This window comes from Methylophaga sulfidovorans, assembly GCF_900114205.1.
GTDB lineage: Bacteria > Pseudomonadota > Gammaproteobacteria > Nitrosococcales > Methylophagaceae > Methylophaga > Methylophaga sulfidovorans.
In genome coordinates this window covers 158,658-175,054 of record NZ_FOSH01000002.1, presented here as the reverse complement: position 1 = coordinate 175,054, position 16,397 = coordinate 158,658, and the positions used below count along the sequence as shown (strand labels likewise).

22 protein-coding genes and 1 tRNA gene are annotated in these 16,397 nt (G+C 42.7%); 7 read left to right on the top strand and 16 right to left on the bottom strand.

What is annotated here, in order from left to right:
• Window positions 1-219: 219 nt before the first annotated feature.
• Window positions 220-1,080, top strand: coding sequence for a ParB N-terminal domain-containing protein (locus tag BM232_RS02155; RefSeq protein WP_091711549.1), 861 nt, complete (start codon window positions 220-222; stop codon window positions 1,078-1,080).
• A 278-nt stretch (window positions 1,081-1,358) separates the two neighbouring features.
• On the opposite strand, the gene BM232_RS14860 is transcribed toward BM232_RS02155, so the two are convergent.
• Entirely contained in the window at window positions 1,359-1,535 is a 177-nt protein-coding gene (locus BM232_RS14860; RefSeq protein ID WP_177207235.1) for a hypothetical protein, read from the bottom strand.
• A gap of 234 nt (window positions 1,536-1,769) precedes the next feature.
• Window positions 1,770-2,111 carry a hypothetical protein gene (locus BM232_RS02150; RefSeq protein ID WP_091711548.1) on the bottom strand — a complete coding sequence of 114 codons (342 nt, stop codon included), beginning with the start codon at window positions 2,109-2,111 and terminating at the stop codon, window positions 1,770-1,772.
• Window positions 2,112-2,314: 203 nt separating this feature from the next.
• On the opposite strand from BM232_RS02150, the gene BM232_RS02145 reads away from it, so the two are divergent.
• Window positions 2,315-2,857, top strand: coding sequence for a recombinase family protein (locus tag BM232_RS02145; RefSeq protein WP_091711547.1), 543 nt, complete (start codon window positions 2,315-2,317; stop codon window positions 2,855-2,857).
• Here the strand turns inward: BM232_RS02145 and BM232_RS02140 are convergent.
• The 10 genes from BM232_RS02140 to BM232_RS02095 form a co-directional block, all read right to left on the bottom strand.
• Window positions 2,854-3,219, bottom strand: a complete 366-nt coding sequence (locus BM232_RS02140; protein ID WP_091711546.1) for a hypothetical protein — start codon at window positions 3,217-3,219, stop codon at window positions 2,854-2,856. The genes BM232_RS02145 and BM232_RS02140 overlap by 4 nt on opposite strands.
• Before the next feature lie 164 nt (window positions 3,220-3,383).
• A tRNA-Ser gene (locus tag BM232_RS02135) sits at window positions 3,384-3,474 on the bottom strand.
• 21 nt (window positions 3,475-3,495) lie between these two features.
• Window positions 3,496-4,509 carry a type III pantothenate kinase gene (locus BM232_RS02130; protein ID WP_091711545.1) on the bottom strand — a complete coding sequence of 338 codons (1,014 nt, stop codon included), beginning with the start codon at window positions 4,507-4,509 and terminating at the stop codon, window positions 3,496-3,498.
• Window positions 4,506-5,258 carry a biotin--[acetyl-CoA-carboxylase] ligase gene (locus tag BM232_RS02125; protein WP_245752795.1) on the bottom strand — a complete coding sequence of 251 codons (753 nt, stop codon included), beginning with the start codon at window positions 5,256-5,258 and terminating at the stop codon, window positions 4,506-4,508. The genes BM232_RS02130 and BM232_RS02125 overlap by 4 nt, the downstream gene beginning before the upstream one ends.
• Window positions 5,259-5,399: 141 nt before the next feature.
• Window positions 5,400-5,627 (bottom strand): hypothetical protein, encoded by a 228-nt coding sequence (locus tag BM232_RS02120; protein ID WP_091711543.1) that lies wholly within the window; start codon window positions 5,625-5,627, stop codon window positions 5,400-5,402.
• Window positions 5,628-5,671: 44 nt separating this feature from the next.
• Window positions 5,672-6,043, bottom strand: coding sequence for a DUF2069 domain-containing protein (locus BM232_RS02115; RefSeq protein WP_091711542.1), 372 nt, complete (start codon window positions 6,041-6,043; stop codon window positions 5,672-5,674).
• Window positions 6,033-6,629 (bottom strand): NAD(P)H:quinone oxidoreductase, encoded by a 597-nt coding sequence (gene wrbA / locus BM232_RS02110; RefSeq protein ID WP_091711541.1) that lies wholly within the window; start codon window positions 6,627-6,629, stop codon window positions 6,033-6,035. The genes BM232_RS02115 and wrbA overlap by 11 nt, the downstream gene beginning before the upstream one ends.
• A gap of 6 nt (window positions 6,630-6,635) precedes the next feature.
• Window positions 6,636-6,986 (bottom strand): arsenate reductase (glutaredoxin), encoded by a 351-nt coding sequence (gene arsC, locus BM232_RS02105; RefSeq protein WP_091711540.1) that lies wholly within the window; start codon window positions 6,984-6,986, stop codon window positions 6,636-6,638.
• On the bottom strand, window positions 6,983-8,164 hold the full coding sequence (gene lapB, locus BM232_RS02100) for a lipopolysaccharide assembly protein LapB (protein ID WP_091711539.1): 1,182 nt from the start codon (window positions 8,162-8,164) through the stop codon (window positions 6,983-6,985). Before lapB ends, arsC begins: the two co-directional genes overlap by 4 nt.
• A gap of 3 nt (window positions 8,165-8,167) precedes the next feature.
• Window positions 8,168-8,461, bottom strand: a complete 294-nt coding sequence (locus BM232_RS02095; RefSeq protein ID WP_091711538.1) for a LapA family protein — start codon at window positions 8,459-8,461, stop codon at window positions 8,168-8,170.
• Window positions 8,462-8,626: 165 nt separating this feature from the next.
• On the opposite strand from BM232_RS02095, the gene fdxA reads away from it, so the two are divergent.
• Window positions 8,627-8,950, top strand: a complete 324-nt coding sequence (fdxA, locus tag BM232_RS02090; RefSeq protein ID WP_007145800.1) for a ferredoxin FdxA — start codon at window positions 8,627-8,629, stop codon at window positions 8,948-8,950.
• Between the two features lie 51 nt (window positions 8,951-9,001).
• On the opposite strand, the gene rpoH is transcribed toward fdxA, so the two are convergent.
• The 4 genes from rpoH to ftsY all read right to left on the bottom strand — a co-directional run bounded on the left by rpoH (window position 9,002) and on the right by ftsY (window position 12,608).
• Entirely contained in the window at window positions 9,002-9,862 is an 861-nt protein-coding gene (rpoH, locus tag BM232_RS02085; protein ID WP_091711537.1) for an RNA polymerase sigma factor RpoH, read from the bottom strand.
• Window positions 9,863-9,962: 100 nt separating this feature from the next.
• Window positions 9,963-10,889, bottom strand: a complete 927-nt coding sequence (gene ftsX / locus BM232_RS02080; RefSeq protein WP_091711536.1) for a permease-like cell division protein FtsX — start codon at window positions 10,887-10,889, stop codon at window positions 9,963-9,965.
• A 1-nt stretch (window position 10,890) separates the two neighbouring features.
• Entirely contained in the window at window positions 10,891-11,541 is a 651-nt protein-coding gene (gene ftsE, locus BM232_RS02075) for a cell division ATP-binding protein FtsE (protein ID WP_007145797.1), read from the bottom strand.
• Window positions 11,538-12,608 (bottom strand): signal recognition particle-docking protein FtsY, encoded by a 1,071-nt coding sequence (gene ftsY / locus BM232_RS02070; RefSeq protein WP_091711535.1) that lies wholly within the window; start codon window positions 12,606-12,608, stop codon window positions 11,538-11,540. The genes ftsE and ftsY overlap by 4 nt, the downstream gene beginning before the upstream one ends.
• Before the next feature lie 64 nt (window positions 12,609-12,672).
• Here ftsY and BM232_RS02065 point away from each other — a divergent pair, with 64 nt between their 5' ends.
• Genes BM232_RS02065 through coaD form a run of 4 tightly spaced genes read left to right on the top strand, consistent with a single transcriptional unit; the run spans window position 12,673 to window position 16,393 of the window.
• Complete coding sequence (locus BM232_RS02065; protein WP_091711534.1) at window positions 12,673-14,040, top strand: M16 family metallopeptidase; 1,368 nt, start codon at window positions 12,673-12,675, stop codon at window positions 14,038-14,040.
• A complete protein-coding gene (locus BM232_RS02060; protein ID WP_091711533.1) occupies window positions 14,030-15,334 on the top strand; it encodes a M16 family metallopeptidase in 1,305 nt (434 codons plus the stop codon). Before BM232_RS02065 ends, BM232_RS02060 begins: the two co-directional genes overlap by 11 nt.
• Window positions 15,318-15,908, top strand: a complete 591-nt coding sequence (gene rsmD / locus BM232_RS02055) for a 16S rRNA (guanine(966)-N(2))-methyltransferase RsmD (protein WP_091711532.1) — start codon at window positions 15,318-15,320, stop codon at window positions 15,906-15,908. The genes BM232_RS02060 and rsmD overlap by 17 nt, the downstream gene beginning before the upstream one ends.
• The gene (gene coaD / locus BM232_RS02050) at window positions 15,905-16,393 is read left to right on the top strand and encodes a pantetheine-phosphate adenylyltransferase (RefSeq protein WP_091711531.1); all 489 of its coding nucleotides are present in this window, start codon (window positions 15,905-15,907) and stop codon (window positions 16,391-16,393) included. Before rsmD ends, coaD begins: the two co-directional genes overlap by 4 nt.
• Window positions 16,394-16,397 lie beyond the last annotated feature (4 nt).

Genomic DNA, 16,397 nt, shown 5'->3' with positions numbered 1-16,397 from the left:
GCCTCTGAGGGTTCGTTGTGTGATCCCCTGAGCCACTTTCAGCCCACATGAGCCACTACTCCACCAGCAACAAGAGATAAACGATCAGAGGCAACCTGAGATCCGTTTTGGGCTTTATTTAGATGGTGATTTATTCCTTTATTCTTCATGGGCTTATAATTACCACGCACCTTCGGAGAACACTCCCGTTCTCACTTGTAATCAACGAAGGTAAAACACATGTCTGCAACACAAGAGACAGCCTCATTTCAAGACGGTTACCGCCAACTTGAAGAGGAGCTAGCAACTGGGACAGCGTTCCCACCAAAACCATTACCCCACCGCCCAAACCGTTACCCTGTGAGCCGCCTTGAGTTTATGACTTCAGTCTTCCAGCCACGGGCAATTGGTGATGAATTTGCTTCAGAGCGCCACATTCAGGCTTTGATGGAAGCAATCATGCACGAAAAAAACCATGAGCTTGATCCTGTGGTTATCTGGTGGTCTGGTAAGAGATTTCTGGTATTAGATGGTCATCACAGAGTAGAAGCGCACAACAGGCTTCAGGCTCAAGGTAAGGGCACAGGGGTAATCCCCGTATTGACCTTCCGTGGAAGCCTTCGGGAAGCGCACCTTGAATCAATCAGGCTGAACGCCAAAGATAAGCTAGCCATGGGCAAGGAAGATAAACTCACCAAGGCTTGGCACATCGTGACCATCGACAACGAGATGACCGTGCGTGAGATAGGCTCTATCTGTAAAGTCGGTAAGTCTTCGGTCAGCAGAATGAAGGCCAAACGTGAAGAGCTGGTTCAGAAATATGGCGAACAGTGGCTTGATGAAGTTGATGGTTTGACTTGGAAGGAAGTCCTCAGCATTGGAGTCAAGCGAGACCATGATGAAGAGTGGGAAGATCGTCAGGTCATAACGTGGGCTAAAGGTCTACAGAAAACCTTTGGCAATAAGCCTCAGAGACAGCCTGAGTTATTCGCCAGAGCACTAGAGAAGTATTCACCCCATCTTTACAAAGGACTGGCGGAATGGCTCAGGCATGACTTCAGAGATGAGTTTGATGATGTTGATGGTGATAGTGATTTTTAAGTAACACGGAAGATTGACTGAAGACACTCTCAAGCCAACTGCAGCAAAACTTTAGAGGTGACTTGAGTTGGTCTTCAGTTGTCCCTTCCCTACCATGCCGCTGAGGGACAAGGAGATTATCTTCAGTTTGTCCCACTGGGACAGAGTCCGGTGATTTTTTCCTGACACATTTTCGAGGGCATACCCCTACGAGGGCAAGGGCTTCAGTCCCCCGTGCCGCCCCAGTCCATTACAGAAAAGACCAAGGGGGGTACGGGGGTATTCGTTTAGTTTCTCTGTCAGGACAGGCTGTAAGCTTTCTCGTTACTGATGACGAGGTGAAGACGACCAAAGAGCCAGACCTCACGGTCATGGTCAGTGCTGGTGGTCTCAATGATGAAGTCTGAAGCCTTTGTCTCTAGAAGCTCCACGAAAAGACCAAAGCCGAACAAGCGCTTGATACTGAATATCTCCATTGTGTTTCCCTTACGTTGGTTAGTGAAGGCACACAGGAGATCACACGGCGTGAGACAGTGCAACACTTACATCATCGTATGAGTTGCTGTCTTGAAATAGTTGAGGTGGTGGATAGCTGTCAGTGACTACCAGCAGAGCATTTCAAGCAATAAAAAACATGAAACACCATGAGTTAGTTTGGCCCATGATTTACTCTGGCGAAGTTGTTCTCAGAAAAACATAGCGCAGCATTGCTAAGTTGGAGTTCGCTGGAATGCTTTACGTAAGCTATCTAGTGCACCAGCTAAAATAGCGGGTATTACTAAAACTATCCCTGGCATTACCAGAACAACAGCCGCCGCCCAATGCCAGTCCCATAAGTGCATAGCACCAAATATAGCACCTACTACAATCGGAGCCACAAAACGTAAGAATATCGCCAAAAACAATGCGCCAAGGGCCCACCATCGGCCCAGACCTTCTGCAATCCCTACGTAACCAAGAAAGAAAACTAAAGCGCTGTAGGCTAATGATCCGATTATCAAGAGCATCACCCCGATACCAAACAGCTTATCCTTCCAAACTTTGCTTTCCATGCTTCCTCCTGTAATTGAGATTGTCAGATTGTCCAAGCATAGCATGAGCATTTCATCTGGTCGCATTCTTAAGGTACCTTTATGACTACACCCTGTGACTACACCCAAGATGAATACGAAAACCGTGTTCTTTTAAGTTGACTTTTAAATATGACCACAGTAATGTGTCGACATCTAAGACTTAAATGAATACAGGTGAAGGTATGAAACGTATTGGATATATCAGGGTGTCGACAGTAGACCAGAACTCAGAGCGTCAACTTGACGGGGTTGAACTGGATGAACTCTTTGAAGACAAGTGTTCGGGTAAAGATACCAACAGGCCACAACTCCAAGCCCTGCTAAAGTACGTCAGGAAAGGCGATGAAGTTCATGTCCACGACATTTCTCGGATGGCTCGTAATCTTGAAGACTTGATCAGCTTGGTGAAGCTGCTGAACGGGAAAGGTGTGAGCATTAAGTTCCACAAGGAGAGCTTAACCTTCACAGGCGAACAGAACGCCATGCAGGAGCTGTTATTGGGAGTACTTGGGGCTGTCTATCAGTTTGAGCGTTCGATGCTGTTGGAGCGCCAGAGAGAGGGCATTCAGAAGGCTAAGGAAGCTGGCAAGTACAAAGGGAGACCGCAACAGGTTGATCGTGAGAAAATCCAAGAACTGCTTGCTGGAGGGACTTCAATCAGGAAGACAGCGGCTCAGTTGGGTGTTTCAGTTTCGACAGTTCAGAGGGTAAAGGTACAGGTTTAGTAAACGTCACTGGCACCCCACTTAGGCGGCAATAGCATATCAATGATCAATTGCCCATTTTCAATAAAAAACTCTACTGTCGTTTCGTGTTCATCAGTTGAGTTCATGTCCTTACAACCAGCGTAAAACTCGGACTCGAATTGTAAGTCGAATGAGCCTTCATCAGAGTTAGCTGGCAAGGTCACATGTTCAACTTGAACAGAATCTTCTAATAATGTTGTTCTTGCATCATTTTCATCGATGAAGAGCCACAGAAGTACATGGAAGTCCTTCAGATTTTCATGAATAATATTTTCAATATCATTTATTGTTGGGCTATGAGTGCCGAGGGGATAGGTTAGCTTAAGTGTTTTCTCTTCCATGCGCACTCCATTCATATTTGAGTCGAGATAACGAATGAACTTACTTTATCCGCAAAAGTATTCCCACTCAGGTTTCTTAGCAAGAATTTTTCTGGTAACAAAACTGGTAACAAAGATGAATTTTTAGGCTGGTAACTTATTGAAAAATAAGATGGTTTTTGAAATGGCGGAGAACGAGGGATTCGAACCCTCGATAGGCTATTAACCTATACACACTTTCCAGGCGTGCGCCTTCAACCACTCGGCCAGTTCTCCTTAAGGGTGCGAAAGATTACCTTAGATTGCTTCTTCTGGCAATGATGGATCCGACGCTTCTGTTTCTGTCTTTGCTGCTACTTTTGGTTTTGTTGCTCTTGTTTTACGTGGTTTACGCGCGGGTTTCGGCTTATCTTCCGTTGAGTTGTCAGTCACTGGTTGAGTGTCTTTCTGTGCGTTTTCTTTTACTGGTGGCGCAGTTTCATTCTCTGTATTGGCAGCAGACTCTTCGACATCAGGAGAAGCTTCGTTTTGTTTAGGCTTTGTTTTCTTTCTTGCTGATGTTTTTGTTTTATCCTGTCTGGCATAAAAGGCGAGGCCTCTAAGCACAATATCAGGATAGTGATGTACATCATCAGACAGTAAAGGCAGTAATGCATCTGCATCGCCACCTGTGATGATAAAACGAATTCGATTGTTAAAGTTTTCTTTTAGATCGCTGATGATACGTTCTATAGTGGCAGTTACCGCATACAGTGTGCCTGTATGGATGGCACTATAGGTATTAGTTGCTAAAGTTTTAAACTCTTGATTGTCGGTATCAGCAGTGAGTGCATCGGTATTATTGACCAAGCTACTTTTCATAATACTGATGCCAGGAATAATCATGCCACCCTGATGTTGTCCTGTTTTTGTGACAATATCAACGGTGATTGCGGTACCACAATCAATAATACATTGAGCGAGACGCGCATGCTGTCTGGCTGAAATAAGTGATAGCCAGCGGTCTACACCCAACTTTTCCGGCTCATCGTAAGCATTGATAACACCAAAATGTTTTTTCTCAGCCTGAATAAACTTGGGGGTTAGATTCCACTGCTTTTGTGTCCATTCACTGAGTTGTTCGGCTATTTTTTCACCAGCGACATTGGCCACATAGATGGCTTCAATCTCAATTAATGTTTTCCATGCCTTATTCAGTGATGCTTTTATGCCGGATTTGTTTCGGTCAAAACTTTGGCTATCACTAAGGCCACCATTATCCATAATGGCCCATTTAACTCGACTATTGCCTATATCTACCAGTAATTTCATGAGGTAAACCTAATGCTGATATGACTATTGGACAACAGTTTTATTTCATTGTTTTGTAAATAACGTAATTCGCCCTGATCATTAATACCACAGGCTATCGCTGTAGATTTTTGAGCACCATCTATCAATGTAATAGCCTGCTCATGTAAGGCATCATACTGAGGCCAGAGTGGAAGAAAGTCAGTAAGACCCCGATGTTCAAACAGTTCTATTGTTTCTATCATGTTCTGAAGTATTTTTCCTGCCAGCCAGTTACGACAGGGGACTGGGTCACAAAGCTGCTCGAGGCTGGTAGATGGTTGTTGAATTAATGTTTGTGTGGCTTCTGGAAGCTTGAAGTTAAGGCCGATGCCCACAACAGTATATTGCCTAGTATTGAATCTTGATTCTACAAGAATTCCAGCAAGCTTTTGTCTTTTATGTAATACATCATTAGGCCATTTCAGCGCTAACTGATTGATTCCAGACTGCTTGAGTGTATTTATTAAACTGATGCCGACGGCAATGCTGAGTCCATGTCGGGCTTGTTCTGCGCAGTGAGGCCAAAATAGGGAAAGATATAAATTTCCCACTGCAGGTGATTGCCAGACATCACCCCGACGACCTCGTCCAGCAGTTTGCGTTTCAGCAATACAGGCTGCTGGTCCTAATTGTCCCTGACTAAATCGTTGCCAGAGAATATCATTGGTCGATGTCACTTCAGGCAGAATGATGACCTCAGAAAGTGTATTAACTGTCTTTGGTTCCATAGCGCTGACAATAGCAGTATGCGATAACGGTGAAAAAGTTGGATTGTTCAAAAGGATGTTCGGTTTGTGAAACGAGAGAGCAGTTTAACAGGCTAAGAGGAGTTACGGGAGCCTCCTCATAAATTTTATGTTAGTTGATACTTACACTTTTATATCTAAGATACTGCCTACCATTTCATTACTGGCTTTAACGACTTTAGCAGAAGCTTCAACTTGTCTTGCATTCGCATCCAATTCAACCAACGCTTTGGTTAACTGTTCGCTAGAGCCAGAATCCGCTGAAGCAATTTTGGCGCTACTTTGTGCTGCACCGTACATGCCACTTTGAATACCTGCTACACCTGATTGAAAAGCAGAAATGCTACTCATAAAATCTCTCCAGTTATGGTGACTTTATACCATTTTTCAACTAACTAGTTTGTGACTGACGTCGCTTTTTTGTTTTTTGCGTTAGCTTTGACATAGATGATAGTAGAACAAAAACAAACACTACTGCAAATTAAAGCTAGCAGAGGGTAAATTGAAACAGCTGGTGCACTGTACAGTTCTCCTACAGCGTGACTGAAGTAAAACAGCATTAGAAAGCTTGTCCATGCATGTGTATATGGACGACCATAAAGCAAGCCACGCATAGGAAACAATAATGGGACCAGGCCAAGAATTAGCATTGCTGCGATAGGAAAATTCTCTGCGTGTGGTGCAATAAATATCCAAGCCAGCAGCGTGAGCATTAAACCAAAAAAGCTGATTAACGTCAGTGCTCTGAATAATTTCTCAAGATTCATGTAATTTCTTTGCTGTATTTGCGATCCGTCGACCTATTGCTTTACATAAGTTTATCTCGTCGCCATCAAGATTTTGTTTATTATCTGGTCCGGCTAAATGACTTGCTCCATAAGGTGTACCACCACTTTTTGTTGTCATTAATTCAGGTTCACTATAGGGAAGTCCCATTAACAACATGCCATGATGAAATAGCGGTAACATCATCGACAATAAAGTGGATTCCTGTCCTCCATGCAAGCTGCCTGTTGAGGTAAAAACCGCCGCTGGTTTTCCTGATAAAACACCTGAAAGCCAGCTATCGCTTGTTGAGTCGATAAAGTATTTAAGCGGGGCGGCCATATTTCCAAACCGTGTCGGACTCCCTAAAACCAGTCCTGCACATTGTTCAAGATCTTCATGGCTCACATAAAGATGTCCTTCATTTGGAATGGTATCTTGAGTAGCTTCACACACTGTGGATATAGATGGAACTGTTCTAACGATGGCTTCACAGCCTGTGACTGACCCAACACCTCGTGCGATCTGCTCAGCCATGGCTTTTACATGGCCTGTCCGGCTGTAATAAAGAATAAGAATTTTTGTCATGATAACTTAGATAATGTCTAAAATTGACTCTGGTGGACGGCCAATTTTTGCTTGCTTGCCATGGATAACGATCGGTCTTTCAATAAGTTTAGGATGACTGGCCATGGCTTTTATCAGTTCATCATCACTTAATGAGTCATTTTTCAAATTAAGCGTTTTATATTCTTCTTCACCTTTTCGCAATAAGTCTCTTGGACTGATACCAAGCTTATCAATAATCGCTTTCAATTCATCAAAGCTTGGAGGGGTATCCAAATATTTTATGATCTCAGGAGTAATACCTTTTTCTTCAAGTAAGCTAAGGGTTTGTCTGGATTTGCTGCAACGCGGGTTATGCAAAATAGTGATTGTGCTCATCGAGAGGGTTCCAATAGTTTTTCTAATGCGGATAAGTGAATTTCAATCGGCCTAATTGTGGCCCATTGTGAACAGCCTGGACATAACCAGTGCATGGTACGACCTGAAAAACCACAATTTTTGCAGGTATAACGGTCACCTTTATGAATCAATGTGGTAGTCACATCTTTTATGAGTGGTATTAAGGTTTGATGGTTGTCTTCACCTAACATGATAAGTTGATGTAGGCCTTCCACTGAAGGGTGCTGATGTAGCTGCTGATATAAAAAGCGTTGGGCAGCTTCTGTCCCTTGTTTTTGTTCAACGAGTTTTGTCAGCATTAAGCGTGCGGAAGTCAGATGAGGATATCTTGTTAATAGCGACTCTAACCAGTCTTTAAAGTCATCCAAATTATCTGTGTTATCAAAGCAGGTATACAGTAGAGGCAATGCTTCGGGTAGAAAAGAATGATTCTGTTTTTCGATATGTTGCAATACACGAATAGCTTTACGATATTGTCCAATCTTAATTAATATGCGGCCTTCCAACAGGCTAGCCCTGACACAGTTAGCATCATAATGATGGGCACTGCGTAATAAATTCAAAGCCTGGTGTTGATCTTTTTCTATAACCGAATCTGCCAGCTCACAATAAAACTGGGCAATGAGTGCTCGTGTATTAGCTTTATCATTAGCAGGGATTTGTTTTGCCATATCGATGGCTTGCTGCCATTTCTTTTCTTGCTGATAAATACGTAATAATTGTTTAGGTGCTTCAGGCGGAGTGCCTGGTTGTTGAAGTAACTCCAGAAATAATACTTCGGCTCTGTCTAATACCCCGGCACTCATATAATCTAAGCCCAACTCAACCAGGGCCTGACGTCGTTGTTGTGCACTCAGTGATGGTCTGGCGATTAAGTTCTGGTGAATCCTGATAGCGCGATCACTTTCACCGCGTCTGCGGAATAGATTCGCTAGTGCCAAGTGAGTTTCAACAGTTTCGCTATTGACTTCCAGTAGGCCAATAAATACATCAATGGCTTTATCAGGTTGTTCATTTAATAAGTAATTCAGGCCCTTGAAATAGTCAGGACTGAAAGAAGGTTCTTGTGGACGATAGCGACGTTTGTAATGACGACGTGCCATTATCCAGCCAGAAAGGGCTGCAACTGGTAATAAGAAGAATAGCCAACCAAGCATTGATTAATGTGCGTCTTTAATCGGTAATATTCGTAAACTGTTAATTTCTTGCTCGGAAACTGAGAGTTTAGATTGCAGTCTGCGGTTTTCATAGCGTAGTTTCATTGTACTGAATAACAAGATAACAGCGCCTATGATGACACCGGCGAGCATGGACATTGCGACCAGGACTGATAGAGGGATTGTTAATTCGCCGAAATAATAATTCACTGTAACATCGCTCATGTTATATGCGGCAAAAGCAGCGCTCACCAAGAAAATGAGTCCAAATATCAGGAGTAATATTATTTTTCGCATTGTGCGGTGTCCCTTAAAATTACTAATGTTTTTTCGTTAATTTTCTTCAATCAGGATCATACCCTAAAATCGAACCTTGCCCAGAATAAGGCGAAATCATGTAGAATTACATTTTTATTTTGACAGGTCGGTCCTGTATCAACTCGTGATTTTGGAGAATTCACCATGACCTTTGTTGTCACAGAAAACTGTATTAAATGTAAATATACTGATTGTGTTGATGTCTGCCCAGTAGATTGTTTTCACGAAGGTCCTAATTTCTTAGTTATCGATCCTGATGAGTGTATCGATTGCACACTTTGTGAACCAGAGTGTCCGGCAGAAGCTATTTTCTCTGAAGATGACTTACCTGATGAGCAAATGGAGTTTTTGCAAATCAACGAAGAATTATCTCGTGTATGGCCTGTCATTTCTGAAAAGAAAGATGCACTTCCAGATGCAGAAGAGTGGGATGGTAAATCTAATAAAACACCTCTACTTGAAAGATAAAAGCATTATCGAATGACATAAAAAAGCCCGCTTTCGCGGGCTTTTTTGTTTTTACACCATAAGATGTTTTAGTTTTTTCATCGCATTATTTTCAATCTGACGAATACGTTCAGCTGAAACCTGATACTGATCAGCAAGAGTATGCAATGTCGCTTTGTTATCTTCATTTAACCAACGTTGCATAATGATATCTCGGCTGCGCTCATCTAATGTCGCTAGTGCGTTTGATAACTTTTGCTGTTGATAGTCAGTGTAATTATCATCTTCTAATTGATTAGAAGGATCTGAATTATCATTAGCGGCAAGATAGGCAATAGGCGAGTAATGATTTTCATCATCATCGGCATCGCTAGGTAAATCAAAAGATGTATCTGGTTGAGCTAATCTACGCTCCATCTCCATCACATTATCTGCTGTCACGCCTAAGTCTTCTGCGACGGCTTCAACTTCTTCTTTATTTAACCAGCCAAGTCGTGTTTTAGCACTGCGTAGATTAAAAAATAATTTACGTTGAGCTTTAGTTGTAGCGATTTTTACAATACGCCAGTTACGAATCACATATTCATGGATTTCAGCGCGAATCCAGTGAACTGCAAACGAAACCAAGCGAACCCCTTTTTCTGGGTTAAATCGTTTCACCGCTTTCATCAGACCGATATTGCCTTCTTGAATCAAGTCAGCAACGGGTAGTCCGTAACCACTGTATCCTTTGGCAATACGAACAACAAAGCGCAGGTGAGATAAGACCAGCCTTTGGGCGGCTTTAAGATCACCTTCATTTTGCAGGCGATGCGCCAAGTCGTATTCTTCTTCCTCAGTTAATACAGGAATGGTATGCACAAGACTGGTATAAGCATCTAAATTACCAATAGGTGCTAAAGCCATATCATATTGAGCTACATTCATTGTCATCTGTTCTTGTCTCCTGAGAGTCATTGCCTCAATCATAACACTAAAGGATTAATATCAACTATAAGAAGCTTATTTTTAGAAAAAGTTCCTATATTTGCTACTAGGTGGGTTCAATATCATATAAGTGACGTCCCACTGCTAACCATGCTCCCAAGACGCCTAAAACAAGCCCAAAAAGCGGAAGAGACAGGAACATTTGTCCAAGCATCCACTGGAGTGAAAACTGACTATCATAAAGGGCTGTTAATCTAGAAATAGGTCCATTAATGGCCAGCAGGGCTATCAATAAAGTGAACCATGCAATGGTACCACCAAACAGACCATACCAAAATCCCGTATATAAAAAAGGTCTTCTGACAAAAGCGTTAGTGCCACCCACCAGTTTTATGACGCGTATTTCTGTTTGCCTGTTAAGAATGGCTAAACGAATTGTATTGCCGATGACTAACAGAACACTCAAAGACAACAGGATGGCAAGAATGGTAATGCCACGTTCGCCCGTTTGATTAATGGTTTTTAAGCGTTTCAACCAGGCCATATCAAGCTGGGCCAGATCAACTTCCTGCATGTTTTGTAAACGCTCAAGTAAACCCTGAATGGCTTCTTCATGCTCTGTTTCAACTGGTTTGATAATAATGACCGGTGGTAAGGGATTAGTGGGCAGACTATCTAAAATCTCATTTAGTCCTGATAGTTCTCGAAACTCCTGCAAAGACTGCTTAGCTGAGTGGTAATCAACAGCACTTATGTCGGGCCAAGCAAGCAATTGCTCAGCAAGTTGCTTACCTCTTGCATCATTTGTAGAGGGTTTCAGAAATAAAGAAATTTGACTGGCATCATCCCATTGACCAGCCACTTGTTCCACATTTTTCAGTAATACATATAAGCCGGCTGGAAGTGCCAGCGCAATGCCTATAACTAAAACTGTCATAACACTGGCGACAGGCGTTCTGGAGAGCTGCCCCAAACTGTAGAGCATGACCTGTAAGTGTCTTAGAAAATAATTAGGTAAATTGAATGACAACATGTCAGGCAAGACGTCCTTGGTGTAACGTGAGTTGGCGATAGGGCATAGTGCTGATCAGTTCGTGATCATGGCTTGCTATGAATACCGTTACACCAACCTGATTGAATTGTTCGAAGAGATGCATGATTTCTCTTGATAACTCAGGATCTAAATTACCGGTAGGTTCATCTGCAAGTAGCACCGGAGGTCTGTTAACAACCGCACGGGCAATACCAACACGTTGTTGCTCACCGCCAGATAAGGCAATAGGCAGATTTCGTTCTTTACCGAGTAAATTCACTTTATCTAAAGCTGCTCTCACTCGACGTCCAATCTCCCGATGATTTTCACCAGCTATAATCAATGGCAGTGCGACATTATCAAAAACGGTTCGGTCATGGAGCAGATTATGATCCTGGAAGACCAAGCCAATTTTGCGACGGTAATACGGGACTTTCCACTTTGGCAGACGAGTGAGATTTTGATTATTTACCCAGACTTGGCCATGAGTACTGCGTTCAATCAGAGCGATAAGTTTTAATAACGTACTTTTGCCGGCACCTGAATGACCGGTGAGAAAAGCCATTTCTCCTTTCTCTAGTTCAAAACTCAGGCCAGATAAAGCTTCGTATTGATTGGTATAACGTTTATAAACGTCAGTAAAACGGATCATTTAATCTCTTCTTTTCCCAACAAAGCATCAACAAAATCAGTGGCGTTAAACGGACGCAGATCATCAATTTTTTCACCCACACCGATATAGCGAATAGGTAGCTTCGTTTTGTTGGCAATGGCAAAAATAATACCGCCTTTAGCGGTGCCATCTAGTTTGGTTAGTGTGATACCTGAAACACCCACAGATTGTTGAAATTGTTGTGCCTGCTGAAGCGCGTTTTGTCCAGTACCTGCATCCAGTACAAGCATGACTTCATGAGGCGCTGTTTCATCCACTTTACCCATAACACGTTTCACTTTCTTTAATTCTTCCATTAAGTTGGATTGGGTATGAAGACGACCAGCTGTATCAGCAATCAGAATATCCATGTTTCTGGCTTTAGCGGCTTGTAGTCCGTCAAAAATCACAGAAGCCGAATCAGCACCGGTTTTTTGTGCGATAACAGGGATATTGTTACGTTCACCCCAGACTTGTAATTGTTCTACAGCGGCAGCACGGAAGGTATCACCCGCTGCCAGCATGACTTTTTTACCTTGCTGTTGGAATTGTTTGGCAAGTTTACCGATTGTAGTGGTTTTACCTACACCGTTTATCCCTACCATTAAAATTACGTATGGCCCATCAGTTTTTTCTGGTATTTCCAGTGGCTGGCTACTCGGTTCGAGGATAGAAATCATATCCTCTCGCATAGCAGCAAATAAGGCTTCAACATCGCTTAATTGTTTGCGGGCGACACGTTGTGTTAAATCACTAATGATTCGGGTCGTTGCCTCAACACCAAGATCGGCTGTTAAAAGTTGTGTTTCAAGCTCTTCCAGCAGGTCATCATCAATGTTTTTCCGGCCTAAAATTAAGCTCGCAAAGCCTTCAGTGAGTTTGCTACTGGTTCGACTTAAGCCCTGTTTCAGACGACTAAAAAAACCGGGTTGCGATACGTTATCTGTTTTTTCCTCTTCTGCTTCAGTAGCAGGAGATAATTCTTGCGAATTCTCAACAGCGTTATCTTCAGCGATAGAGCCGTCTGACACGGGTGTTTTTGATTTTCTTTTAAGGAAACTAAACATATTCTCTGCTTGTCGTTAAACTTCGACGGTAAATCTTATCACGCGTTACAAAAAAGAGATGCAGATGCTGAATATAAAAAAAATAGCTTGGCTTATTTTTTTCTTACCTACGATAGCCTTAGCGAATGTGAGTGAGTTTGAATTAGACAACGGCTTGAAGCTTATTGTGAAAGAAGATCACCGGGCACCGGTCGTGGTCTCTCAAGTATGGTACAAGGTCGGGGCGAGCTATGAGCATGAAGGGATAACAGGGATTTCTCATATGCTGGAGCATATGATGTTTAAAGGAACGAAACATCTGGCGCCGAACGAGTTCTCTCATATCATTGCCGAAAATGGGGGGGAGCAAAACGCCTTTACTGGACAAGATTACACGGCTTATTTTCAAAAACTTCATAAAGATAGATTAGAAGTCAGTTTTAAGAATGAAGCCGATAGAATGCGCAATCTCATCATTGACCCTGATGAGTTATTAAAAGAACGGAAAGTCGTTGCTGAAGAACGTCGTATGCGTACAGATGATAATCCGCAGGCCTTATTAAGAGAAAGATTTGATGCTGCTGCCTTTGTGAGTAGCCCATACCACCGTCCGGTTATTGGTTGGATGAGTGATATTAATCACTATCAAGCCAGTGATTTAAGAGCGTGGTATCAAAAGTGGTATGCACCGAATAATGCCACTGTCGTGGTGGTTGGTGATGTTTCACCAAAAGCGGTGCTGGCCTTGGCAAAGAAATATTTCGGGCCTTTAAAACCAGAAAAAATTGCTACATTAAAACCGCAAGTTGAAGTGAATCAAAAAGGCATTCGTGAAATAGAAGTAAAAGCCCCTGCTGAGTTGCCATACTTAATGATGGGGTGGAAGGTATCTTCAGTCACCACCGTTGCTAAAGAAAATGCCTGGGAACCTTATGCTCTGGAAGTTTTGGCAAATATCCTTGATGGCGGTAACAGTGCAAGATTTGCTAAACAGTTGGTACGTGAACAGCAAGTCGCCGCAAGTATTGGCGCTGGCAACAGCTTATTTTCACGTTTGTCAGATTTATTCACTATTGCTGGAACGCCGGCTAATGGTAAATCTGTAGATGAACTCAAAAAAGCCATTATCGAACAAATTTCTCAACTTAAAAGTCAACCTGTAAGTCAACAAGAATTAGATCGTGTGAAGGCGCAAGTCGTTGCTGATGCTGTGTATGAAAAAGACAGTGTGTTCTATCAGGCAATGCAGATTGGCATGCTGGAAACCATTGGTGTGGACTGGCGTGTAGGTGAACAATATGTCGATAACATCAAAGCAGTTACTGCCGAGCAAGTGCAGGCTGTAGCGAATAAGTATCTTACCAACGATCAATTAACGGTTGGCGAGTTAGTGCCATTACCACTTAATGGTCGTCATCCTGTTTCATCTGCCGGAGGTCAATATGTCCATTAAACAATGGATTTTTGTTATCACGTTATTATTCAGTTCTAGCTTGTTTGCCAGCCCTGATATTGAACACTGGACAACGGATAACGGCGCCAGAGTATATTTTGTCAATGCACCTGAGCTACCGATGGTTGATGTGAATATTGTTTTTAATGCCGGTGCCGCGCGTGATGGCGAGCATCCGGGACTGGCAAAATTAACTAATGCCATGCTTGATGAGGGCGCTGGAGGCATGGATGCTGATGCGATTGCGGATACATTTTCATCGGTTGGCGCAAATTACAGTGCCAATTCACAACGCGATATGGCGGTGTTGAGCTTACGAACGCTGACTGAGAAAAAAGCGTTTGATACCGCGCTGAAGATGTTTGCTGAAGTAATAGCAAAACCAAGCTTCCCCGAAATCTCATTTCTTCGAATAAAACAGCAGTTATTAACTGCATTACAAGGCGAAAAACAGTCTCCGCAAAGTATTGCTACACGCACTTTCTTCCAGAAACTTTATGATAAGCATCCCTACGGCAGCATGCCTGCGGGAGATACGGTTAGTGTAGAAAAAATTAATCTGGATAATTTAAAAGCGTTTTATCAGCAATTTTATGTGGCGAAAAATGCTGTTGTAGTCATCGTTGGCGATGTCAGTAAACAGCAAGCAAGCCAAATGGCAACTGCTTTAACCAAGAACCTGAACAGTGGAAGTCCAGCTCCAGAGTTACCCGCAGTAACACCGCTTTCAAAACAACAAGAAGTGGTATTGCCATTCCCGTCGTCTCAAACCACGATTATGATGGGGCAAATCGGCATGAGTCGTGATGATCCTGATTATTTTCCTCTGTATGTTGGTAATCACATTCTGGGCGGTAGCGGTCTGGTATCTATTTTGAGTGATGAAATACGCGAAAAACGAGGACTGACTTACGGTGTTTATAGCTATTTCAGCCCGATGCAAAAATCAGGACCGTATGTGTTTGGTCTGCAAACACGCAATGATCAAACTGAAGAAGCGCTTCATGTACTCAAAGATACCTTAAATACTTATATTGAAAATGGACCTACTGAAGCACAGTTGAAAGCAGCAAAACAAAACATCACAGGTGGTTTTGCCTTGAGAGTAGACAGTAATAGCAAGATCGCTGATTATCTTTCTATGATAGGCTTTTACGGATTGCCGCTGGATTATCTGGATAGCTTTAACGATAAAGTGAATGCCGTGACTGTGGCTGATATAAAAGATGCGTTTAAAAGACGTGTTCATGCAGACAAAATGTTAACGGTATTAGTGGGTGGCGAAACAAAATAATAAGGCTAGAACTGGCGCTTTGAGGATTATTGGCGGCATTTGGCGGGGTAGAAAATTAGCGTTTCCTGAGGTGGAAGGTCTGAGGCCAACCAGTGACCGCACCCGAGAAACGGTATTTAACTGGTTGCAGCCTTATATTGGAGGCAGCCGCTGTCTCGATCTGTTTGCAGGCAGTGGTGCACTAGGCTTCGAAGCGGCATCAAGAGGTGCTGCTGAGGTTGTCCTGATTGAAAATAACCGTCAGGCCTTTATGCAGCTTAAACAAAATGCTGAAGTATTGCAGACGCCGAATTGTCATATTGAAAATAAATCTGCAGAACATGCTATAGGGGCGCTCAATAAAACGTTTGATATTGTGTTTATTGACCCGCCATATCAGGCAGATCTATGGACAAAAACGGCATCTGACTTGTTGTCACATAATCTGTTGAGTGATGGAGCCATGATTTATCTCGAGTATCCGGCAAAACAAGACAGGCCTGATTTACCCTCAGCATGGTATTTATTGAAAGAAAAGAAAGCAGGTGATGTAAAATATTGCTTATTTGAATTTCATGCTGGAGAAGATGATTGAGCACGGTCGCCATATATCCCGGTACATTTGATCCCATCACTTATGGACATATAGATCTGATCAAGCGTGCTTCACCATTATTCGAACGCATCATTGTTGCAGTGGCGATTAACCCTGGTAAGCAACCGATGTTTAGTCTTGATGAGCGAGTCGAATTAGTCAAAGAAGCGACCAAAGATATCGACAATGTGGAAGTCTGCGGCTTTAAAGGCCTGTTAGTGAATGAAGCACTCAGTATGGGAGCGAATGTGATCATTCGTGGCTTACGAGCGGTCTCAGATTTTGAATATGAATTACAATTGGCCACCATGAATCGCCGGATGCAGTCAAAAGTGGAAACGTTATTCTTAACGCCTGCGGAAAATTTAAGTTTTGTTTCTTCTACTTTGGTTAAAGAAATTGCTGTATTGGGTGGGGATGTTTCTGAATTTGTTTCGCCATGTGTGCAACAAGCATTGAAACGTAAATTGCCTGCCCATAACTAACCGC